The following is a 21,961-nucleotide window of genomic DNA, read 5'->3' on the forward strand; positions in this document are numbered from 1 at the left end:
GATGATCGCCTTCCCGTTGCTGGGGGCGCTCGTCCTGCTGGTGTTCGGCCGGTTCACCAACCGCTGGGGCCATCTGCTGGGCGTGGCCATGTCCCTCGCCTCGTTCGTCGTGGCGGTGCTGGCGTTCTTCGAGCTGATCGGGTTCGGGGAGGAGCAGCGCCGCAAGGCCGTCGAGCTGTACGACTTCATCCCCGGCATGGTCAAGATGGGGCTGCTGATCGACCCGCTGTCGATCAGCTTCGCGCTGCTGATCACCGGCGTGGGCTCGCTGATCCACATCTACTCGGTCGGCTACATGGCCCACGACGAGCACCGGCGCAGGTTCTTCGGCTACCTCAACCTGTTCGTGGCCGCGATGCTGCTGCTGGTGCTGGCCGACAACTACGTGGGGCTGTTCATCGGCTGGGAGGGCGTCGGTCTGGCGTCGTACCTGCTGATCGGGTTCTGGCAGTTCAAGCCGTCCGCGGCGACGGCGGCCAAGAAGGCGTTCGTGGTCAACCGGGTCGGCGACTTCGGCCTGCTGGTCGGCATGTTCGTCATCTGGACCACGTTCGGCACGCTGACCTTCAAGAACCTGGGCGAGCAGATCACGGCCGGTCAGACGAACGGCGCCATGCTCGCCATCGGCCTGCTGCTGCTCCTCGGGGCGTGCGGCAAGTCGGCGCAGCTGCCGCTGCAGTCGTGGCTCCTCGACGCGATGGAGGGCCCGACCCCGGTCTCGGCCCTCATCCACGCCGCGACCATGGTCACCGCCGGCGTCTACCTCGTGGTCCGCTCGGGCGCGTTCTTCTTCCCCGAGGGCTCGGGGGCGGCGCTCGCCGTCACCATCGTCGGCGCGGCCACGCTGCTCGCCGGTGCCATCATCGGTTGCGCCAAGGACGACATCAAGAAGGGCCTGGCCGGCTCGACGATGTCGCAGATCGGCTACATGATGCTCGGCGCGGGCCTCGGCCCGGCGGGTTACGCCTTCGCGATCGGTCACCTGATCACGCACGGCTTCTTCAAGGCCGACATGTTCCTCGGCGCCGGCTCGGTCATGCACGGCATGAACGACGAGGTCGACATGAGGAAGTACGGCGCGCTGCGCAAGGTCATGCCGATCACGTTCGTCACGTTCTTCATCGGCTACCTGGCGATCATCGGGTTCCCGCTGCTGTCCGGGTACTTCACCAAGGACGGCATCATCGAGACCGCGGTGCACCACCAGCCGATCCTGGGCTGGCTGGCCGTGCTGGGCGCGGGCATCACCGGCTTCTACATGTCGCGCATGGTCTTCATGACCTTCTTCGGCGAGAAGCGCTGGGCCGAGGACGCGCACCCGCACGAGTCGCCGCTGGTGATGACCGTCCCGCTGATGATCCTCTCGCTCGGTGCGCTGGGTCTGGGCGCCTACCTGGTGCTCAGCAACCGGCTGATGCTGTTCCTGGCGCCGGCTGTCGGTCTGCCGGAGGAGCTTCCGCACTTCGCCCCCTTCGCCCCGTCCGGGCTGGCCACGTTGGCGCTGGTCGCCGTGGGCGCGGCCATCGCCTGGATGAAGTACGGCCGGGCCGAGGTGCCCGCGGTGCAGCCGCGCGGCTCCTTCCTCACCACGTTCGCCCGGCGCGACCTCTACGGTGACGCGCTCAACGAGTCGCTCTTCATGCGCCCCGGCCAGTGGCTGACCCGCCTCGCGGTGTTCTTCGACAACCGGGGCATCGACGGGCTGGTCAACGGCCTGGCGGCGGGCATCGGCGGCAGCTCCGGGCGCCTTCGGCGGATCCAGACGGGCTTCGCCAGAACGTACGCGCTGTCCATCCTGATCGGTGCCGCCCTGCTGACCGGCGCCCTGCTCCTCGTTGGGACCATCTGATGTCACCCTGGCTTCCGATACTCATGGCGGTGCCCGTGGTGGGCGCCATCGTGGTGGCCCTGCTGCCCAAGGGCAGTGACAAGCTGGCCAAGCAGGTCACGCTGCTGGTCTCGCTGCTGGTGCTGGTCCTGACCGGCGTCATGGCCGCCGGGTTCAAGCCGGGCGGTGAGCGCTTCCAGTTCAAGGCCGAGTACGACTGGATCCCGAGCTTCGGCGTGAAGTTCGGGGTCGGCGTGGACGGCGTGGCGCTCGTGCTGATCGCCCTGTCGGTGGTGCTGGTGCCGATCGTGGTGCTGGCCTCCTGGCACGACGCCGACGGCGTCAAGACCGCCGACGGCACGCTGATCACGCCCAAGCGGTCGGTGAAGACGTACTTCTCGCTGCTGCTGGTGCTGGAGACGATGATGATCGGCGTCTTCGCGGCGACCGACATCTTCCTGTTCTACGTCTTCTTCGAAGCCATGCTGATCCCGATGTACTTCATGATCGGCTCGTACGGCGGCGCCCAGCGGTCCTACGCGGCCGTGAAGTTCCTGCTGTACTCGCTGTTCGGCGGCCTGCTCATGCTGGTCGCGGTCATCGGGCTCTACGTGGTGGCCGGCAGCAAGACGTTCATGTTCCCCGACCTCGTCGGGGTCATCCAGGACCCGGCCATGCAGAAGTGGCTGTTCGCCGGCTTCTTCATCGCCTTCGCCATCAAGGCGCCGCTGTGGCCGGTGCACACCTGGCTGCCCGACGCGGCCGCCCAGGCTCCGGCCGGCGCCGCGGTGCTGCTGGTCGGCGTGCTGGACAAGGTCGGCACCTTCGGGATGCTCCGCTTCTGCCTGGAGCTCTTCCCCGACGCGGCCAAGGCGTTCACGATGCCGATCGTCGTGCTGGCGGTCATCAGCATCATCTACGGCGCCATCGTGGCCATCGGGCAGACCGACATGAAGCGGCTCATCGCCTACACGTCGATCTCCCACTTCGGCTTCATCGTGCTCGGCGTGTTCGCCATGTCCTCGGTCGCCCAGTCCGGCGCGGCCCTCTACATGGTCAACCACGGCTTCGCCACCGGCGCGCTGTTCCTGGCCGCCGGGTTCCTCATCGCGCGGCGCGGTTCGCCGTTCATCGGGGACTACGGAGGCGTGCAGAAGGTCGCTCCGGTGCTGGCCGGGTTCTTCCTGGTCGCCGGTCTGGCCGGTCTGTCGCTGCCGGGCCTGTCGTCGTTCGTCAGCGAGTTCATGGTGATGATCGGCTCGTACTCCAGCCAGGCCCACGGGTCGGGCGCGCTGTCGGTGGCCGCGATCATCTCCGCGGTCGCGGTGATCCTGGCGGCCGTCTACATCCTGTGGATGATCCAGCGCACGATGAACGGGCCGACGGCCGAGCCGGTCAAGGCGTTCAAGGACCTCAACGCCCGCGAGATCTGGGTGCTGGCCCCGCTGGTCGCCCTGATCATCGGCTTCGGCTTCTTCCCCAAGCCGCTGCTCGACGTGATCAACCCGTCAGTGCAACAGACGCTGACCAACGTGAAGGTGCCCACCTCCACCATCGCTGAGAAGGGGACGGGTCAGTGAACGACGTCATCCCAGCGCCGACGATCGAGTACGGCACTCTGGCGCCGTTGCTGGTCGTCTTCGGCGCGGCCTGCATCGGCGTGCTCATCGAGGCGTTCGCGCCGCGCTACCTGCGCAAGTCCTTCCACGTGCCGCTCACGCTGCTGAGCCTGGCCGGCGCGTTCGCGCTGGTCCTGGTGCAGACGCTGCGCGGCCAGGTCTCCACCGCGCCCTCCGCCATGGGAGCGCTGGCGGTCGACGGCCCCTCGCTGTTCATCTGGGGCGTCATCCTCATCCTGTCGTTCGTCTGCGTGCTGCTGATCAACGACGAGGGGCACTTCGTGGCCTCCGCCGCGTCCGTGCCGGGCAGCTCCGACGAGGAGGAGGCCGAGGCCCACGACAACGGCACCGGCCACACCGAGGTCTACCCGCTGGTCCTGTTCGCGGTCGGCGGCATGCTGCTCTTCCCGGCCGCGCACGACCTGCTGATGATGTTCGTCGCCCTTGAGGTCATGTCGCTGCCGCTCTACCTGCTGTGCGGCCTGGCCCGCAGGCGCCGCCTCCTGTCGCAGGAGGCGTCGATGAAGTACTTCCTGCTGGGCGCGTTCTCCTCGGCCTTCTTCCTGTACGGCACCGCGATGATCTACGGCTTCGCGGGCACCGTCTCGCTGCCGGGCATCAACCGGGCCATGGCGGAGGGCAACACGCTCGACCCGCTGCTGCTGATCGGCTTCGCCATGCTCGGCGTGGGCCTGCTGTTCAAGATCGGCGCGGCGCCGTTCCAGGCGTGGAAGCCTGACGTCTACCAGGGCGCCCCGACCCCCATCACCGCCCTCATGGCCTCCGGTACGCTCGTGGCGGCCTTCGGGGCCGTGCTGAGGGTCTTCTGGGTGGGGCTGGGGAACCTCGACTGGAACTGGCGGCCGGTCATCTGGGGCGTCGCGGCGCTCACGATGATCGTCGGCTCGATCCTGGCGATCACCCAGACCGAGATCAAGCGGATGCTGGCGTACTCGTCCATCGCGCACGCGGGCTTCCTGCTCGTTGGCGTGCTGGCCACGTACGGGAGCGCGGAGCAGAACGCGGTTTCGCTCAAGGCGATCCTGTTCTACCTGGCGGTCTACGGCATCACCACGGTCGGCGCGTTCGCGGTGCTGACGCTCGTGCGCGATCCCGGCGGCGAGGCCGGGCACCTGTCACGGTGGGCCGGGCTCGGCAAGCGCGCGCCCGTCCTTTCCGGGGTGTTCGCCTTCTTCCTGCTCGCCTTCGCCGGCATCCCGCTGACCAGCGGCTTCTTCGGCAAGTACGCCGTCTTCGCCGCAGCGCTCAACAGCGGCACCCAGCCCGGCGACTCCATGGGCGGCTGGATGGCCGGCCTGGTCGTCGTCGGCGTGGTGGCCTCCGCGATCGCGGCGTTCTTCTACGTCCGCGTGATCGTGCTGATGTTCTTCAGCGAGCCGGCGGCGGACGGCCCCGCCGTCGCGGCCCCCAGTATGGGGACCGTGGCGGTCATCGCCGTTTCGTTGCTGGTTACCGTAGGAGTGGGCCTCTACCCGGAGTCCGTGCTCGGTGTTGCCAACGACGCTGCCAGCAGCCTGTTCATCAGATAAGGGGATCTCGTATGTCTGCGCCTCCCGTGGTTGACCTTCCCATTGAGGACGAACGGCTGGCGCAGGACGTGGCCACCGGGCTGGCCGCGGTCGAGAAGCTCCTGCGCTCGTCCGTGGAGAGCGAGGACGCCTTCGTCACGGAGGCGTCCAAGCACCTCATCGAGGCGGGCGGGAAGCGGTTCCGCACCTTGATGGTGCTGCTCGCCGCCCAGTTCGGCGACCCGTCGGCGCCGGGGGTCGTCCCCGGCGCCGTGGTCATCGAGCTGACCCATCTCGGTTCGCTCTACCACGACGACGTCATGGACGAGGCCCCGGTGCGCCGGGGCACGCCCTCGGCCAACGCCCGGTGGGACAACACCGTGGCCATCCTCACCGGCGACTACCTGTTCGCCCAGGCCTCCGACATCCTCGCCGACCTCGGTCCCGAGCTGATCCGCATCCAGGCGCAGACGTTCTCGCGCCTGGTGCAGGGTCAGATCCGCGAGACCATCGGCCCGCGCGACGACGAGGACCCGGTCGCCCACTACCTGAGCGTCCTGGCCGACAAGACCGGCTCCCTGATCGCCGCCTCGGGCCGCTTCGGGGCGCTGCTGTCGGGCGCGCCGGCGGACGTCGAAGAGCGTCTCAGCCGGGCCTGCGAGGCCATCGGGGTGGCCTGGCAGCTCGGCGACGACCTGCTGGACGTGGCCTCCACGGGTGCCCAGTCGGGCAAGACGCAGGGCACCGACCTGCGCGAGGGCGTCAAGACGCTGCCGGTGCTGTACGCGCTGGCGGCCGGCGACTCGCCGCGGCTGACGGCCCTGCTGTCGGGCCCGGTGGCCGAGGAGGACGTCGAGGAGACCCTCACCCTGCTCCGCGCCCATCCCGGCATGGCCAGGGCGCGGGCGGAGCTGGTGGCGTGGGTGGACCGGGCCAGGGCGGACCTTTCCGGCCTGCCCGACATCCCGGCGAGGGCCGCCTTCCTGGCCCTCTGTGACTACGTGGTCGAGCGCTCGGGCTGAAGTGCCCTGAGCTCGGTGCGCTTCCGGGCGGACGTACGCGCCGCCCGGAGCCCGTCGTACGTGAAGATCACGAGCGCCAGCCACACGATCGAGAACCCGATCCACCGGCTCGACGGCATGACCTCCTTGGCGATCAGCACGCCGCAGGCGAACTGCAGAATCGGCGCGATGTACTGCAACACGCCCAGCGTGCTCAACGGCACCCGGATCGCCGCCGCCCCGAAGCAGATCAGCGGCACCGCCGTGATGGCTCCGGCCCCCACCATGAGCAGCACGTGCCCGACTCCCGCGTGCCCGAACGTGGTCCCCCCGCTCGCCTGCAGATAGACCAGGTAGCCGAGCGCCGGCAGCAACAGCACCATCGTCTCGACCGCGAAGCTCTCGGTGGCCGCCACGTTGGCCTGCTTCTTGATCAGCCCGTACAGGCCGAAGCTGACGGCCAGCGTGAGCGCGACCCACGGCAGGCGCCCGTAGTCGAACGTGAGCACCAGCACCGCCAGCGCCCCGAACCCGACCGCCGCCCACTGCAGCGGCCGCAGCCGCTCCCGCAGCAGCACCACCCCGAACACCACGTTGACCAGGGGATTGATGAAGTACCCCAGAGCACTCTCGACGACGTGCCCGGCGTTGACCGCGTAGATGTAGGTGCCCCAGTTGACGGTCACCACGATGGCGGCCAGCGTCAGCAGGGCGAGTTTGGCGGGCTGCCTGACGATCTGGCGCATCCACGACCAGTGCCTGCGCACGCTCAGCAGGATCGCCACGATCACCAGCGACCACGCCATGCGGTGGGCGAGGATCTCGACGGCTCCAGAAGGCTTGAGGAGGGGCCAGTAGAGGGGGAAGAGCCCCCACATGATGTAGGCGGCGATTCCGAGCAGAACACCACGCCGAGCGTCAGGCATGTCACCCAGTTTCGGGCATTACCACCTTGAACACAAACTTTGTCCACTATACGGAAATATGTAGACATGCTTAAGTGTGTCGGTTTGAGGAGCCCTTCTGAGCGCTAGGGCCTGGCCGCGGGGGTGAGCACCTCGACGCCGCTCGCCTTGAGGGCGCCCCGCAGGTCGGGTGGCGGTGCGGCGTCGGTGATCAGGTAGTCGGCAGCTCCTAGTTCCGACACTTGGGCGAACAGGCGGCGGCCGAATTTGGAGGAGTCGGCGAGGATCGCCACGCGGGCCGCGCGGGAGATCATCTCCTGCATCATCGCGGCCTCGGCGAGGTTGCTCGTCGTGTAGCCGGCGTCGGCGGAGACCGCGCCGACGCCGATCAGCGCCAGATCGCAGCTGATGTCCAGCTCGGCGCCGGTGTTGGCGCGGAAGCTGACCGGGCCGATCGTGGCGAGGGTGAGCGCGCGCACCGCGCCGCCGAAGACGTAGATGTCGCGGATGGCCGTGGGCGGGAGCGCGCTCGGCACCAGCAGATTGTTCGTCGCCACCGTGAGCTCGCGGTGCTGGCCCAGACTGCGGGCGAGCGCAAGGGTGGTCGTCCCGCCGTTGATCATGATGGTCGAACCGTCGTCGACCAGTGTCGCGGCCAGCGCCGCGATCTTCTCCTTCTCCTGCTCCTGCACGGCGAGCCGCTGGTCGACGGCGCGGTCGGTGCGGGAGACCGTGGCCAGGCTCACAGCGCCGCCGTATGTGCGCACGAGGATGCCCTCGGCGGCCAGCTGATCGAGATCGCGTCGCACGGTGTCGATGGAGACGCCGAAGCGCTCGGCGAGCTCGCTCACCGTGACCTGGCCGGTGTCGGCCACGTACGCGGCCAGCTGGGCTTTGCGCCCGGCGGGTAGGTGGCGCTGCCGCTCGTCCCTGTCAACGCTCACTGATGCCCCCTTGTCAGTGCGGCAGTATTCCACAAGTCTGCGCCGATTGGGCATGTTGCCGCATAGAGCTGCCAAGAGCAGCAAGGGTGGGAAGGGCCGGCCGGAGGTCGGTGGAAGCGGGGAAATCCACAGATCAGGGGGCGGCGATGGGGCACCGGATCTTGCTTCATGGCACCACATTATGCCGTACTTCGCAGCTTTCTGCCGTTCTTCTCTTGTTTACGTCCGTAACACGCTGCTAACGTGACGGCCAACTCGGCAGAGGGCGGAAAGATCTCGAAGTAGGAGGAGCCCGTCATGGTGGTTGATGCAACCCGGGTGAGGCGAGTGATAGGGGCAGCCACAGCGGCTGCGACGGTCGCGCTCGCGACGGCGTGTGGCTCGGGGACCTCGAGCGACACCGCCTCGGACGGCAGCGTGACGCTGGAGTTCGCCCAGTGGTGGGGGGCCGAGCTGCCGGCCGGGGAGTTCGACAAGATTGTCAACGATTTCACCGCACAGAATCCGAACATCAAGATCAAGCTGCTGAGCGCGCCGTATGCCTCGACGAAGCAGCAGCTGATCACCGGCGCCGCGTCGAAGACCGTGCCCGACGTGGTCGGCCTCGACGGCGCCTGGGTCAACGACTTCGCCAAGCAGGGCGCGATCACCGATCTGTCCAAGCTGATGGCCGACGCGAACTACGACGCCGGCCAGCTCGCCAGTCAGGTGCAGATCAAGGGCAAGACCTACATGATCCCGGTGGTCAACTTCGTCTACCCGCTCTTCGTCAACAAGGACCTGCTCACCAAGGCCGGCGTCGCCAAGGTGCCCACCACGCGCACCGAGTTCCTGGACGCGGCCAAGAAGATCAGCGCAACCGGCGGTGACGTGAAGGGCTGGGCGCTCCCGCTCGACACCGCCGTCCCCAACGGCATCCAGAACGACGTCATGTCCTGGCTCTGGGCGTCCGGCGGCAGCATGCTGACCGACGGCAAGCCCAACCTGACCGGCGCGCCGGTCAAGAGCGTGGTCGAGTACGTGAAGAGCCTGAACGACGCGGGCGTCATCGCCCCCGGCTCGCTCACCATGAAGGAACAGGACAAGGTCGAGAAGTTCAGCAACGGCCAGGTCGGCATGATGATCGACTCGCTCGCGCACATCAACCTGATCAAGAAGAACAAGCCGGATCTGAAGTTCGAGGTGGCGGCCCTTCCGGCCGAGGACGGCTACACCGGCAAGCGCGGCATCCCGTACGCGTCGTGGGGTATCGGCATCTCCAACTCCACCGAGCACAAGGCCGAGGCGTTCAAGTTCGTGTCCTACCTGCTCAGCAAGGAGACCAACGCGAAGCTGAGCACGATCGCGAACGGCTTCCCGGGCAACAAGAACGCCCAGCCCGACTTCAGCGACAGTGACCCGCTGTTCAAGACCGCTTTCGACATCTACCAGCAGGGCTACCCCGCCAACGAGTTCGTCGGCCTGCCCAAGTCCGAGGACCTGATGCGCAGCCTCGACGAGCAGCTCCAGCTCGTGCTGACCGGCAAGACGAGCGTCGACGACGCCCTCGCCAAGTCCCAGGAGTCCTGGACCTCGGTGATCGGGTAGCTCGCCCGGGCGCCGTGCCGGTCCCCCGGCGCGGCGCGCGATCAAGGAGAAAGCGATGACATCCATGACGGCGCCGAAGACGGCGCCCACCGAGGAGCGGGTCACACCCGGCCGGACCCGCTCCACCCTGGCCGGGCGCCTGATCCCGTACGGCTATCTGTCCCCCACGGTGCTTTTGATCGTGGTCCTGATGGTGGTCCCCATCGTCATGGTGATCGGCTACTCGTTCCAGGACAACGTGATCGTCCAGGAGAACCCGGTGTTCGCCGGGTTCGCCAACTACACCAAGGTACTCACCGACCCGGACTTCCTGGCGGCGCTGCAGAACACCGCCATCTTCATCACGGTCAGCACCGTGGCCCACCTGGTCCTCGGCCTGGCCTTCGCGATGATGCTCAACACCCAGTTGCTGGGCGGGGTCACCAAGGCCGTTTTCCGAATCGTCTACATCCTGCCCTGGCTGTTCACGATCGCGGTGATCGCCGTCATCTGGCGGCTGCTGCTCGACCCGTCCGGCGTGGTCAACTACGTCCTGCACACGCTGGGTCTCATTCAGGAGGGCGTGAACTGGCTCGGCGACCCGGGCAAGGCGCTCTGGGCGATCACGTTCGTCAACGTCTGGTCCGGCTACCCGTTCTTCATGATCAGTCTGCTCGCCGCGCTGCAGGGCATCCCTGGTCATCTGTACGAAGCGGCCGCGATGGACGGGGCGAACTGGTTCCAGCGGTTCACGCACGTGACGCTGCCCCAACTGCGGCCGGTGATCGTCAGCATGGCGGTGCTCGACCTGATCTGGACGTCCCAGCAGTTCGCGCTGATCTGGATGACGACCGGCGGCGGGCCGCTGCACGCCACCGAGATGCTCAGCACCTACACCTACAAGCAGGCCTTCAGCGAGTACGAGTTCGCGACCGCGTCCGCCGCCGCCGTGATCGTGCTGCTGCTGACGATGATCCTGGCCTTCTTCTACGTACGCCAGCAAAGGGAGCGGTGAGACGCATGGCCACCACCATCAGGACTCGTCGCACCCTCGCCAAGGCCGGCGTCATCACCGGCCTCGTCATCGGCGGGCTGTTCGCCGGCCTGCCGGTCCTGTGGCTGCTGTCCACCTCGTTCAAGAGCAACGGAGAAGTCTTCCAGAATCCGCCGCAGCTCATCACCGGCAGCTTCTCGTTCGACGCCTACTGGGAGATCCTGGGCAACGGTGCCCAGTTGCGGTACTTCCTGAACAGCTACATCGTCGCCTTCGCGGTGACCATCCTGACGCTGCTGGTGGCCGTCCTGGCCGGGTTCGCATTCAGCCGCTTCACGTTCCCGTTCCAGAAGACCATCAACGCCGTGATCGTCAGCGTCCAGGCTGTACCGCCGATCACGCTCGTCATTCCGTACTTCGGGCTCGTCGTCGCGCTCGGGCTGTACAACAGCTATCCAGGCCTGATCCTCACGCACATGGTGTTCACCCTCCCGTACGCGATCATCATGATCACCGCGTACCTGAACACGCTGCCACGAGAGCTGGACGAGTCCGTCAAGGTCGACGGCGGCACCAACTGGACCGCGCTGTGGCGGATCCTGGTCCCGATCTCGGTGCCCGGTCTGATCGCGGTCGGCGTGTACACGTTCATGATCTCGTGGAACGAGTACCTGTTCGCGCTCACTCTGACCCGTACCGACGACATGCGCACCGTGCCGATCGGCATCCAACTTCTCATGGGCCAGCACTCGTACGAGTGGAATCAGATGATGGCGATGAGCATCCTCGGGTCCATTCCGGTCCTGCTCCTCTTCCTCCTGTTCCAGCGACGGTTCATCGGCGGGCTCACCGCCGGCGCCGTCAAGGCCTGACACACCCAGCACGCAAAAGGAGATAACGCACAAATGCTGACGACCGGCAAGGCGATCCTGGACGTCGCCAACGAACACGGCTTCGCCGTGCCCGCCTTCAACATCAGCGACTGGGCGATGTTCAAGGGGATCGTCGAGATCAGCGAGGAGACGAACGCCCCCCTGATCGTCGGGATCCACCCGGACGAGGTACGGCACATCGGCCGCGAGATGATCACCGGCATCGTCGAGCGGTCGCACAACTCGAGCGTCCCGATCGCGATCCACTGGGACCATGGCGCCACCTATGAGCAGATCCTGCAGGCGATCCAGTACGGCTTCACCTCCGTGATGATCGACGGGTCGCTGAAGCCGTTCGAGGAGAACATCGCGGTCACCAGGAAGGTCACCGACTCCGCGCACGTTCTCGGAGTGTCGGTGGAGGGCGAGCTCGGCACGATCGGTGGAAACGACAGCTACGCCGAGGCGGGCGCCGCCGAGATCATCTACACCGACCCTGACGACGCGGTCACGTTCGTCGAGCAGACCGGCGTGGACAGCCTCGCCGTCGCGATCGGGACGTTCCACGGCCTCTACCCGGCCCACCTCAAGCCGGAGCTGAAGCTCGACCTGCTCAAGGAGATCAAGAGCCGGGTGCGGATCCCCCTGGTGCTGCACGGCGGCTCCGGCAACCCGGATGACGAGATCCGCGAGGCGGCGCGAATCGGCATCAACAAGATCAACATCTCCACCGATATCAAGGTCGCCTACCACGACAAGATGCGCGAGGTGCTGGGCAGCGACCGGAAGGTGCGCGAGCCGAACGCCGTCCAGCCCGCCTGCATCGAGGCCATGAAGGTGGTCGCCGCCCAGAAGATCGAGCTGTTCGGCGCTGCCGGTAAGGGCTCGCTCTACTGACATGGCCGACGCGTCCCGGATAATCCTGGGCCTCGGCGGTTGCGTCGACCACGAGTTGAAGCTGACCGCCGGTGTCCTGGAACAGCTTGTCGCCGAGTACGGCATCGTGGCCGCGGAACTGGCGTCGCCGGCCACGGTGACCAGTGAGCGGGACCTCGTGGTGTCGATCCTCGGGTACGTTGCCCGCGGCGGAGGCGGCGAACACTTCGTCGCCTCCGCCCCAGCACTGTCGACCTTCGCGAACCGGTCTCCGCATCGGGAAACTCTGGGCGGCACCTCGGTGCGGGCCGGGATCGTGATGAGCCGGCTCGGCGTGCCGTCCACGCTGCACCTGGTCAGCGTCAACGACACCTTCCGCCGGCTGCTGCCGGCGAACTGCGAGTACATCAACAGCGGTGTCGGGGAGACCTTCTATCCACACCTGATCGTCCAGTACGACAAGGGCCTGCGGGTCCGGGCAAGCGACATCGACATCGTCGCGCCGTTCCCGAACCGCCTGATCTACGTCAACGACCCGGCGAACGCCGCCATGCTGCTCACCGACGATCTCGGCGACCGGTTGCGGAAGGCGGACATCTTTCTGATCTCCGGGTTCAACGCCATGCGCGACCAGGCGGAGCTCGACGAGAGGCTCGCCTCCCTGAAAGAGCACATGCGGCAGCTGCCGTACGGGGCGGTGGCCTACTTCGAGGACGCGGCATACCACGAGCCCGCCTTCAGCCGCCGGGTCCGGGATGCGCTGCTCGGCGAGATCGACGTGTATGGACTGAACGAGGACGAGCTGCAGTCGCACATCGGGCGCCCGGTCGACCTGCTCTCGGCCGAGGATGTCGCGCAGGCCCTCGCGGCGGTGCACGCGCTCATCCCGGTGCCGACGCTGGTGCTGCACACGAAGTACTGGGCCGCGGCGCTCGGCGCGGGCGTTTACGCCGACGCCCTCGACACCGGCACGGTCATGGCCGCCACCCGCTACTGCCACGGCGACGAATTCAGCGAGGAGGACGTCGAGCGTGTGCGCCGACTGGCCCGGCGGCCCGAGTCCGTCGCCTTCGCGGCGGCGCTGCGCTCGCGCATGGGGGCGACGGTCGACTGTGTCCCCGGCTTCGCGTTCGACGTCCAGAATCCCACCACCGTCGGGCTCGGCGACACGTTCGTCGGCGGCTTCCTCGCCGAGCTGGCCCTGAAGGGACATCGATGACCGTCGAGGTACTGCCCGCAAACCAGCCCGAGACGTTCTATCGCGGTGCCGGCCGGATCGCCGAGTTCCGCGACGCGCCGGGGCTGCCCGACCGCCCGGAGGACTGGGTGGGCTCGGTGACCTCCAGGTTCGGGCTCGCCCCATCCGGGCTGTCCACCCTGGCCGACGGCCGCGTGCTGGCCGAGGCGATCGCCGCGGACCCGCGCTGGTGGCTCGGCCCGGAACGCGCCGACACCGGCGTGCTGGTGAAGCTGCTCGACGCCGGCCAGCGGCTGCCCCTGCATGTGCACCCTGACCGCCGCTTCGCCACCGCGCATCTCGCCTCGCCGTACGGGAAGACCGAGGCATGGGTGATCGTCTCCGCGCGGCCCGGCGCGTACGTCCATCTGGGTTTTGCCCGTGACGTGGAGGCCGCCGAGCTGGCCGGATGGGTGGACGGGCAGAGGACTGGGGCGATGCTCGCGGCCACCAACAAAATCCCGGTGGCGGCCGGCGACGCGATCCTCTGCCCGGCCGGGCTTCCGCACGCGATCGGCGACGGCATCCTGCTGGTCGAGGTCCAGGAGCCGACCGACTTCTCGGTGCTGCTGGAGTACGAAGGCTTCGGCCTCGCCGGCGGCCACCTCGGCCTCGGCTACGACCTGGCGCTGCAGTGCGTCGACCGCGGCGCCTGGACGCCGTCACGCCTCGACGAACTCCGCGGCACTCCAGCGCGACTGCTGCCCGAGGCCGCGGACGAGTTCTTCGCCGTCCGCCGCCTGTGTGGCGGCGAACGCCTGGAGCGTGGCTTCAGCGTACTGGTCGTGGTGGCCGGAGAGGGCAGGCTGATCGGCGAAAGGGACGACCTGTCGCTCCGGCGGGGAGACACGCTGCTGGTTCCGTACGCCGCCGGCCCGGTCCTTCTGGACGGCCAGGTCGAGGTGATCCGTCTCTCGGCGTCCGCCTGACCGCCACAGCGCTTCTGCCTTCACCGGCATCTCGCGCAATACCCGTTGGCCAGGCGTCCGGCAAGACCGTAAGTCGAGCGAGGAAGCGCACGCAGCGGGCATGGTCGTTGTCACACTTGTCGAACGCGGCGACGAGCGGCCCCGTGTCGCAGAGGATCACGCTGTCGCGGCCTCGCCCGAGTTCTTGTGATGTTTGTTCAAGGTACCGAACGGATACTGTGGCCGCGGCGAGACGGCCCTCGCCCGCCCGGGCCGGCCTGACCTCCGGCGAGGCGTAGACCTGCCGAGATGGGTGGTTCCTGGCACATGGTGGCCCTGCACGTTTGGGGTCGATCACGGGCCGACGCCAGTTCGCGGGCCTTCTCGTCGCAGGCGTGGACCACATCGCGCACGGTGTCCTCGTCCGCGGCAAGCAGCCGTGGGCGGGGGCCGTCCTCGCCTGATCGGTGACGACGACCTCGCGTTCATCGTCACGACGGCCTTGAGCTAGAGGTCGATGACGATCTTGCCGTGCACGTGCTGCCCGGCCTGGAGTTCGGCGGCGCGGCGGATCTCCTCGATCGGGAAGCTCGCCGCGATCGGCACTCGGAGCCGGCCCGCCGCGACCAGGCGGGCGATCTCTTCCAGGGCGCCGGGGGTGGCGTTCGCGCCGTTGGCCGCCGGTACGCCGTCGACCTGTGCGGCGATGGTGCAGATGCGGTCGTCCGGGACGCCGAGTTTCCTCGCCGCGTGCACCGTCTCCGTCCCGTGCAGGTCGATGGCGGCGGTGACGCCGCCGGGAGTGAGGGCTCGGACCCGGTCGGTCAGGCCGTCGCCGTAGGCGACCGGCTCGGCTCCGAGGTCGCGCAGGAATTCGGCTGAGGTGGCCGATCCCGTCCCGATCACCCGCGCCCCTGCGATCCGGGCCAGCTGGACGGCGAACACCCCGACCCCGCCCGCCGCGCCGCCGATCAGCACGGTGTCGTCCGGGCCGAGGTCGACCGCGGCGAGGGCGGCGGAGGCCGTACGGCCGGCGATCGCGAGGGTGGCGGCGGTGCGGTCGTCGACGCCGTCGGGAGTGTGATGGGCCTCGTTCGCCGCGATCCTCTCGTCCAGGTCGATCACCACGAAGTCGGCGACCGCGCGGGACAACGCGCCCCCGAACACCCGGTCACCCCCTGCGAAGCCGGTCGCCCCGTCACCGAGCTGGTCGACCACTCCCGCGTAGTCGGTCCCGAACCCGGCCGGAAGACTCAAGCCGAACCGGGCGGCGGTGTCCGCGTCGGCGGTCATGATCCAGTCCATCGGATTCAGGCCGGCCGCGGTGACCCGTACCCGGATCTGTCCCGGGCCGGCCTGCGGAACGGGAACCTCACGGACGTTCAGAACCTCGGGGCCGCCGAACGCGTCGAGCTGGACCGCCCTGCTCCTGCCCGCCGGCTGTTGCGTGCTCTGTTCCTGCATGTACGTCTGTCTCCTTGGAAGGAACGCCTGCCAAAACGGACTATGCTCCGTTTCTATAGATGACCCTAACATAAACCGGAGCGTGATCCGTTTTGGCTGACGAGGAGATGCGTGCGCCACGGGCGGACGCAGCCCGTAACCGCGACCAGTTGCTCGCGGTGGCGACCCGCGCGTTCATGTCGGCCGAGGCCGAGCCGTCGATGCGCGCGATCGCCCGGGAGGCCGGGGTCGGCATCGCCACGCTCTACCGGCACTTCCCGACTCGCGAGTCGCTGGTCGACGCGGTCTACCGGGACCAGGTCGTACGGCTGACGACCGGCGCCCGCGAGCTGCTCGACCGGCTGCCCCCGGCTGAGGCGATGCGGCGCTGGATGGACCTGTTCGGGGACTGGATCGCGACCAAGAACGGCATGCTCGACACGTTGCTCGCGATGATCGAGACGGGCGAGATCGCCCACGCGCAGACCCGGGACGAGCTGTTGGCGGCCATCACCACGATCCTCGACGCCGGTCGCGCGGCGGGCGACCTCCGCTCCGACGTCACCGCCGAAGACATCGCCGCCTCGCTCATCGGCATCTTCACGGTGGCACCCCGGGGTGAGCGCGAAGCCAAGGCCGGTCGCCTGCTGGACCTCCTGATGGACGGCCTCCGCCCTGCCGCCCGGCCTGAGCCTGGATCGAGGCGGCCGGCGTGGTGATCGGCCCGGGGCGCCGCTTCTCCATACGGAAAGATGTGCAGTTGCAGCATGGCTGTTCGGCGCGACGCCACTGAGCTGAGCGTCACAGAGGCGGCCCAGCGGGGCGTTGCCCCTCCGGTGGCTGATGCGGAGCAGGGGAGCGACCTGGGTGGTCACTCGTCGGCATCCAAGCCGATTCTGGGCCGATCTCGCAGTCCTTGCGTGATGAGGCGGCGGAGTCGCGCCGCCCACGGCACACCCGGGACGTGGGGTCAGGCCTTGTTGGTGGTCGTGGTGCGGCTCGAGTCGGGGCTGCCGGGGATGTCGAATGTGAACGTGACGTCTACGTGCCACTTCTTCTTGTGCGCGACCTGCCGGTAGGGCTTCTTGGAGTGCCGGCCGGGCTTGATGTCGTCTCCGGACTCCCAGCTTCACAGCATTTTGTCGGGCCGGTCGGCCAGCGCGTCGCGCATCCGCAATCTCACGTTGCTCTTGTTGCCGAGCTTCGCCTCGCCCCGGGTGCCCACGTCGCGGGACCACCGCCATGAAAGAGGGCTTGGCTCAACGATGAGAAGGCGTCAACTGGGGTATCGCAAGCGCAGTTCGTCCATGGCGAGGTCCCAGAAGGACGGGTAACGGGTGGCGCCGGGTAGTGATGGCGCGAGATGCCAGGCTTCCCACTCGCCTTCAGCCGCCCGGACGTGGGGATTGAGCAGAGCTGTTCCGTCGTCCCAGTAGCCGATCAGCAGGGTGTCGCGCACATACTCACCCCGGAAATGGATGCTGTCCTGCTGCGCGCCATAAACGAAGTAGAGCTCGTCGGGCACGCTCCACAAGTTCTCGGGCTTGGGGCAGGACCAGATCTCGGCGATCATGGGGTCGACGTCACGGAGCCGGCCGGTTTCTGCCACTCGCAGCAGGCGGCAGTCATCGTCGCCGCCCCACCCGTCGGCGAACAGGAGGAACTGCCGGTAACTCGGCGACAGGTGCACGCCCAGCCGTTCTTCCAGTTCACGGACCTCCGCTTCGGCAGCCGGAGGAAACAGCTCGCCGAGTGGAGAGACCGCCGGGTGATCGGAGCCTCCGGTCGCCGGATATCTCACCGGGAAGCGTTCCGGCCAAGCGTACTGGCGCACATTTGGAGAGAAGATACAGCCTTCAGCCGCCTGCTTCGACTGGGCGGGCAGGCGTGGCACAACTCATTGCCGACCTGGGCAACCGAGAAAGCCTGTCAAGCGAAGTCCCCCGCATGGATTCCCTCTACGAAGGCATCCCACTCGGGCCGGGTGAAGGCAAGCACCGGACCCGCCTGCTCCTTGGAGTTCCTGAGGAACACGTAGGATCCCATGAACGCCACTTCGACACAGTCACCAGGATTGCACTTCTTGCTCTTTAACCAGGTCAAATGACGCATACGAGGATCCGCCATGAAGTATCCCAGAGCTTCCCGTGGTAGGCACCCGTGCGTTGTCCGTGCTCTATCTATCGAGTGTAAGTTCCCTGCCCGGGATTCTCCTACACCATCAGCACGTCACAGCACTTACCTGGCCGCCAGATCTGACGATCAAGACCAGTTCGCGTCACGGCGTCACCATCGAGCCGCAGCGGGAACACCAAAGGATGACCCGTTAACCCATTTCCGCAATGACACGCTCGATCAGCTCGCGTGACGCTTCTGGGGTCAGCGCCGTCTCTCGCAACGTCTCGAACGCCGAGTTGTAGTTGACGATCTCCGGATCGCGGCCTGTGACGGTGAGCGCGCCGCCGCGTGAGTTTTCCAGATACAGGACGGAACCGAGCGCACCTTCGAATTCCAGTACGGCGAAGTTGCCGGTCATGCCGAAATGAGCGCCGACTTCGAAAGGGATCACTTGGACCGTCAAGTAGGGGCGGGAGGACTGAAGCTCCAAAAGATGCTTCAGCTGATTGGGCATGATCTTGGGATCGATGCTCCGGCCCACTCGACGGCGGATGACGCCTTCGTCGAGAACGAACGCCTGCTCCGGTGAGGGGTCTCGTTCGAGCAGCTTCTCCTGACGCAACATGCGTACGGTGACCAGCATGTCAGCCCGCTCTTCGCTCACATATTGGCGGGTCAGCGCCTTGGCGTAGTCCTCGGTCTGCAGCAGCGCCGGCATCACCGCGAGGCCGAAGTGCTTGATCCTGGAGGCGCCGTACTCGTATCCGAGAAAGGCGAGATAGGCGGGGTCGCTGGAAAGCTCTCTGCTGTACGAACTCCACCAGCCGCGTTCTCGGGCGCCCCTGGCCAGCTCGATGAGGCGGGCCGTGAGCGGATCTTCGTCCGCGATGCCGTACTGGCGCAGCAGGGCCTGCAGGTCCGTGGTGGAGATGCCGACGACTCAGGCGACGTGTTGGTCGCGGTACGCGGACATGTCGGGGTGCACCTGGCGGAATTGGCCTTTGATGTCGTGGGGTGGTTGGGGTTGGCTGCGGCTGGGCTGGTCTTGGCCGGAGCGGCGCAGGATGAGTTGGTGGCAGGTGCTCGCGCGTGGAGGTGGTGTCCGGGGCGGTTGGGCGGTCGGTGTCGTCGTCGGATAAGCGATGGGCCTGGCCTCCCGTGGGCGGTTATTCTCCTCGCCATGATCTTGCAGCCTGAGCGGCTGGAGCGTGGGCATCCGTTCCGGCAGTGGAAGACGTGGCGGATGCCGGGCGCCTCCCTGACCCTCACCGGTTACTCGCGCGCCAACGACAAGACGTTCTTCCACGTGCCGGAGCTGAAGCTGGCGCTCGACGCGGGGCTGGCCGAGGGCCGGCAGGTCGACACGGTGCTGCTGACGCACGCGCATCTCGACCACTCCAAGGACCTCGACTTCCTGGCCACGCGGGCGACCGGGGTCGACATGTACGTGCCCGAGCAGGTGCTGCCGTACGTACGGGACTATCTGCGCGCCACGACCGAGCTCAACCAGGCCGCCGCCTTCGAGCCGGCTCGGGCGGCGGGGGCGCGCGTGCACGGTGTGCGGCCCGGTGCGGAGTTCCGTTTCGGCCGGAACGGGTCGCACACGGTACGGGTGCTGGAGACCGAGCACAAGGTGCCCAGCGTCGGGTACGGCGTCGCCGAGAACCGGCGGGCCCTCCTGCCGGAGATCGAGGCGTTGAAGGAGAGGCTGGATCCGGGTGCGTTCGGCCGGGAGGTCGCGGGCAGGAGGAAGCGCGGAGAGGCGGTCGATCGGGAGGTTCGGCGGCCGTTGTTCGCCTATCTCGGCGACACGCACGCCGGCGCGCTCGGACGTGGCGGGTGGCTGTCCGAATATCCGGTGATCATCACGGAGTGCACCTATCTGGACGACGCCGAACTGGATCGGGCGCGGCGCGTGGGGCACACGGTGTGGAGCGAGCTCAAGCCGTACGTCATCGCGCATCCGGACAATCTCTTCGTGCTGACCCATTTCAGCCTGCGTCACTCGGACCGGGAGGTGCTCGACTTCTTCGAGCGGGAGGGTGTGGCGAATGTGATGGTCTGGGCGCACGGCGAAGGCTATCTGCCCGAGCAGCACCAGCGCTGACCCGCCTGCGCGGGCGAAGGCCGGCCTCCGTGGGCAAAGAGGCCACCTGCGCCCGCCGCTCGTGGTTCCATGATCACCCATGAAGACAGCCGCAACGACCGTACGCCGGCGAGGGGTCAGGCTGCTGCTCGCGCTCCTCCCGGTCGTCGTCCTCCTGTCCGCCACGGGTCTCTACCAGCTGATGAACGCCCGAAGTTTCCAGCTCGCGGGAGAGCTGACCGACCGTGTGGAGACGAACGAGAAGGTCGTCGCCCTGACCTTCGACGACGGGCCCGACGAGCACACGCGTGAGATCATCGACCTGCTCGCCCAGCAGCGGGTGCACGCGACGTTCTTCGTCGTCGGCTCCCAGGTCGAGGCCCATCCGCGGCTGACGAAGGCGCTGGTGGACGCGGGGCACCAGCTCGCCAACCACACCTACAGCCACCGGCGCATGGTCTTCGTCTCGAAGTCCACCGTGGCCGACGAGATCGAGCGTACCGACCGGGCCATCCGCGCGGCCGGGCAGCAGGGCGAGATCGTGTTCCGCCCGCCGACCGGCAAGAAGCTGCTGAGCCTGCCGCTCTACCTGTCCGAGCACCAGCGGCACACGGTCATGTGGGACATCGAGCCGGACTCGGGCACCACCCCCACGGCGGCCGAGATCGTCACGACCGTGCGCGACGAGGTCAGGCCGGGATCGATCATCCTGCTGCATCCCTGGTACGCCAGTGGCGCCCCCACCCGTGAGTCCATCGCGGGTCTGGTCACCGAGCTGCGCGAGCAGGGATACAGGTTCGTCACCGTCTCCGAACTGCTCGCCCTGCGACAGCGCTGACCCGCCGTTCATGACACCCGTCAAGGCCGCCGCCGACGGGAAAATTCAGCGTGTTCCGGCGCCGATTCCGTTTTTCTTACGGGCGGCCAGGTAGACACGGCGATTCGCGCAGCCGATATTGGAGAGAAAACGGAGGTGCTTGAATGCGCGCACGCCTGGACCACCTCGTCTGCTGGGTCTCCGATCAGCTCTTATCCCTGCAGTTCTACGAGCAGGTGGTCGGGCTCCCCGGAGTCAGGGCCGACCAGTTCCGCCATGGGACGGCGCCTTTTCCGAGCGTGCGGATCTCGCCCGACACCATTCTCGACCTGATGTCCTATGACGCCATGCGCGGCGTGGACGAGGGAACCGGTGTACGGGGCAGCGCCGGGCATCCGTTGAACCATTTCTGCCTGGCCGTGAACGAAGAGGACTTCGACGCGCTCCAGGTACGGCTGAAGCGGCACGACGTGGAGGTCACCGGAACCAGGACCAATTCCTTCGGGGCCCGCGGAATCGCGCCGGAGACTATTTACTTTCCTGATCCCGATGGGAACGTGATCGAGGTCCGATACTACGAGTGAGCCGGGCACGGACGACCCGGCGAACCATCGGGCCCATGTCCTCAAGGGCCGTCACCAGCACCGCCAGCTCCTCAAGCGCGTCCAGAGCCTGGGCGGCGCCGTCGGTGTCGACGCCCTCGTACAGTTCCAGCCCGACGAACGCCGCCGCCGTCGCCTTGGCCAGGCCCGACACGTCCGCGAACTCGGCCAGTGGCGAGGTCGCCAGCACCCTGCCGAGCGCCTGCTCCACCTCGCCGATCCACAGGTTCAGCCCGCCGACCACCGCCGGGGCGAGTTTGCTGTCGGTCTGGCTGCCGGCCAGCAGCTGGGCCAGCGCCGCGACGCTGCCCTCGGCGCGCTCCTCCTCGTGGATCGCGCGGCCGAGGTCGAGCAGCTCGCGCAGGGTCGTCACGGCGGCGAAGCGCTCGCGGTAGAGGATCATGCGCTGCTCGCAGCCGCGCTCCACGGCGGCGGCGAGCAGCTGGTCGACGCTGCCGAAGTGGTAGAAGACGAGGGCCTGGTTGACGCCGGCCGCGGTGGCGATCGTACGGGCGGAGACGCCGGCCATCCCCTGCTTCTTGAGCGTTTCGAGCGCCGCGTCGAGCAGCTTGGTACGTGTGTCGGCCACCAGGTTCCCCGGGCTTGTCGGGACGGG

21 protein-coding genes are annotated in these 21,961 nt (G+C 67.6%); 14 read left to right on the forward strand and 7 right to left on the reverse strand.

Annotated features, from left to right (window positions below; all coding sequences use genetic code 11):
• Nucleotide 1: 1 nt before the first annotated feature.
• The 4 genes from nuoL to ABFX54_RS01330 are packed head-to-tail and all read left to right on the forward strand — an operon-like array spanning nucleotide 2 to nucleotide 5,998.
• The gene (nuoL, locus tag ABFX54_RS01315; RefSeq protein WP_346101068.1) at nucleotides 2-1,849 is read left to right on the forward strand and encodes an NADH-quinone oxidoreductase subunit L; all 1,848 of its coding nucleotides are present in this window, start codon (nucleotides 2-4) and stop codon (nucleotides 1,847-1,849) included.
• Entirely contained in the window at nucleotides 1,849-3,408 is a 1,560-nt protein-coding gene (locus ABFX54_RS01320) for an NADH-quinone oxidoreductase subunit M (protein WP_346100987.1), read from the forward strand. The genes nuoL and ABFX54_RS01320 overlap by 1 nt, the downstream gene beginning before the upstream one ends.
• Complete coding sequence (gene nuoN / locus ABFX54_RS01325; RefSeq protein WP_346100988.1) at nucleotides 3,405-4,997, forward strand: NADH-quinone oxidoreductase subunit NuoN; 1,593 nt, start codon at nucleotides 3,405-3,407, stop codon at nucleotides 4,995-4,997. Before ABFX54_RS01320 ends, nuoN begins: the two co-directional genes overlap by 4 nt.
• 11 nt (nucleotides 4,998-5,008) lie before the next feature.
• Nucleotides 5,009-5,998 (forward strand): polyprenyl synthetase family protein, encoded by a 990-nt coding sequence (locus ABFX54_RS01330; RefSeq protein ID WP_346100989.1) that lies wholly within the window; start codon nucleotides 5,009-5,011, stop codon nucleotides 5,996-5,998.
• Here ABFX54_RS01330 and rarD read toward each other — a convergent pair.
• Together rarD and ABFX54_RS01340 are read right to left on the reverse strand one after the other, a co-directional pair.
• Nucleotides 5,974-6,903 carry an EamA family transporter RarD gene (gene rarD / locus ABFX54_RS01335; RefSeq protein ID WP_346100990.1) on the reverse strand — a complete coding sequence of 310 codons (930 nt, stop codon included), beginning with the start codon at nucleotides 6,901-6,903 and terminating at the stop codon, nucleotides 5,974-5,976. The two genes, ABFX54_RS01330 and rarD, sit on opposite strands and share 25 nt — an antisense overlap.
• 104 nt (nucleotides 6,904-7,007) lie before the next feature.
• Nucleotides 7,008-7,826, reverse strand: a complete 819-nt coding sequence (locus ABFX54_RS01340; RefSeq protein WP_346100991.1) for a DeoR/GlpR family DNA-binding transcription regulator — start codon at nucleotides 7,824-7,826, stop codon at nucleotides 7,008-7,010.
• Nucleotides 7,827-8,243: 417 nt separating this feature from the next.
• Between ABFX54_RS01340 and ABFX54_RS01345 the strand changes: the two genes are divergently transcribed.
• The 6 genes from ABFX54_RS01345 to ABFX54_RS01370 are packed head-to-tail and all read left to right on the forward strand — an operon-like array spanning nucleotide 8,244 to nucleotide 14,300.
• Nucleotides 8,244-9,413 carry an ABC transporter substrate-binding protein gene (locus tag ABFX54_RS01345; RefSeq protein ID WP_346100992.1) on the forward strand — a complete coding sequence of 390 codons (1,170 nt, stop codon included), beginning with the start codon at nucleotides 8,244-8,246 and terminating at the stop codon, nucleotides 9,411-9,413.
• 55 nt (nucleotides 9,414-9,468) lie between these two features.
• Complete coding sequence (locus ABFX54_RS01350) at nucleotides 9,469-10,407, forward strand: carbohydrate ABC transporter permease (RefSeq protein ID WP_346100993.1); 939 nt, start codon at nucleotides 9,469-9,471, stop codon at nucleotides 10,405-10,407.
• Between the two features lie 5 nt (nucleotides 10,408-10,412).
• Nucleotides 10,413-11,258, forward strand: coding sequence for a carbohydrate ABC transporter permease (locus ABFX54_RS01355; RefSeq protein WP_346100994.1), 846 nt, complete (start codon nucleotides 10,413-10,415; stop codon nucleotides 11,256-11,258).
• Between the two features lie 33 nt (nucleotides 11,259-11,291).
• Nucleotides 11,292-12,155, forward strand: a complete 864-nt coding sequence (locus tag ABFX54_RS01360; protein ID WP_346100995.1) for a ketose-bisphosphate aldolase — start codon at nucleotides 11,292-11,294, stop codon at nucleotides 12,153-12,155.
• A 1-nt stretch (nucleotide 12,156) separates the two neighbouring features.
• Nucleotides 12,157-13,353 (forward strand): ADP-dependent glucokinase/phosphofructokinase, encoded by a 1,197-nt coding sequence (locus tag ABFX54_RS01365; protein ID WP_346100996.1) that lies wholly within the window; start codon nucleotides 12,157-12,159, stop codon nucleotides 13,351-13,353.
• Nucleotides 13,350-14,300: a class I mannose-6-phosphate isomerase gene (locus tag ABFX54_RS01370; RefSeq protein WP_346100997.1), complete on the forward strand. Its 951-nt coding sequence runs from the start codon at nucleotides 13,350-13,352 to the stop codon at nucleotides 14,298-14,300. The genes ABFX54_RS01365 and ABFX54_RS01370 overlap by 4 nt, the downstream gene beginning before the upstream one ends.
• 486 nt (nucleotides 14,301-14,786) lie before the next feature.
• Here the strand turns inward: ABFX54_RS01370 and ABFX54_RS01375 are convergent, their stop codons facing one another.
• The gene (locus ABFX54_RS01375) at nucleotides 14,787-15,743 is read right to left on the reverse strand and encodes an NADP-dependent oxidoreductase (protein ID WP_346100998.1); all 957 of its coding nucleotides are present in this window, start codon (nucleotides 15,741-15,743) and stop codon (nucleotides 14,787-14,789) included.
• A gap of 107 nt (nucleotides 15,744-15,850) precedes the next feature.
• On the opposite strand from ABFX54_RS01375, the gene ABFX54_RS01380 reads away from it, so the two are divergent.
• Nucleotides 15,851-16,441, forward strand: coding sequence for a TetR/AcrR family transcriptional regulator (locus tag ABFX54_RS01380; RefSeq protein WP_346100999.1), 591 nt, complete (start codon nucleotides 15,851-15,853; stop codon nucleotides 16,439-16,441).
• Nucleotides 16,442-16,998: 557 nt separating this feature from the next.
• On the opposite strand, the gene ABFX54_RS01385 is transcribed toward ABFX54_RS01380, so the two are convergent.
• The 3 genes from ABFX54_RS01385 to ABFX54_RS01395 form a co-directional block, all read right to left on the reverse strand.
• On the reverse strand, nucleotides 16,999-17,616 hold the full coding sequence (locus ABFX54_RS01385; protein WP_346101000.1) for an SMI1/KNR4 family protein: 618 nt from the start codon (nucleotides 17,614-17,616) through the stop codon (nucleotides 16,999-17,001).
• Nucleotides 17,617-17,651: 35 nt separating this feature from the next.
• Complete coding sequence (locus tag ABFX54_RS01390) at nucleotides 17,652-17,849, reverse strand: DUF397 domain-containing protein (protein ID WP_346101001.1); 198 nt, start codon at nucleotides 17,847-17,849, stop codon at nucleotides 17,652-17,654.
• A 199-nt stretch (nucleotides 17,850-18,048) separates the two neighbouring features.
• Nucleotides 18,049-18,771 (reverse strand): DUF5753 domain-containing protein, encoded by a 723-nt coding sequence (locus tag ABFX54_RS01395; protein ID WP_346101069.1) that lies wholly within the window; start codon nucleotides 18,769-18,771, stop codon nucleotides 18,049-18,051.
• Nucleotides 18,772-19,020: 249 nt separating this feature from the next.
• Between ABFX54_RS01395 and ABFX54_RS01400 the strand changes: the two genes are divergently transcribed.
• From ABFX54_RS01400 to ABFX54_RS01410, 3 genes are all read left to right on the forward strand, one after another.
• Nucleotides 19,021-19,947, forward strand: coding sequence for an MBL fold metallo-hydrolase (locus ABFX54_RS01400; protein ID WP_346101002.1), 927 nt, complete (start codon nucleotides 19,021-19,023; stop codon nucleotides 19,945-19,947).
• A gap of 79 nt (nucleotides 19,948-20,026) precedes the next feature.
• Entirely contained in the window at nucleotides 20,027-20,764 is a 738-nt protein-coding gene (locus ABFX54_RS01405; RefSeq protein ID WP_346101003.1) for a polysaccharide deacetylase family protein, read from the forward strand.
• Between the two features lie 143 nt (nucleotides 20,765-20,907).
• Nucleotides 20,908-21,327 (forward strand): VOC family protein, encoded by a 420-nt coding sequence (locus ABFX54_RS01410; protein WP_346101004.1) that lies wholly within the window; start codon nucleotides 20,908-20,910, stop codon nucleotides 21,325-21,327.
• Here the strand turns inward: ABFX54_RS01410 and ABFX54_RS01415 are convergent.
• Entirely contained in the window at nucleotides 21,272-21,934 is a 663-nt protein-coding gene (locus ABFX54_RS01415) for a TetR/AcrR family transcriptional regulator (RefSeq protein ID WP_346101005.1), read from the reverse strand. The two genes, ABFX54_RS01410 and ABFX54_RS01415, sit on opposite strands and share 56 nt — an antisense overlap.
• Nucleotides 21,935-21,961: the final 27 nt, after the last annotated feature.

The organism is Nonomuraea maheshkhaliensis (genome assembly GCF_039529435.1).
Classification (GTDB): Bacteria; Actinomycetota; Actinomycetes; order Streptosporangiales; family Streptosporangiaceae; genus Nonomuraea; species Nonomuraea maheshkhaliensis.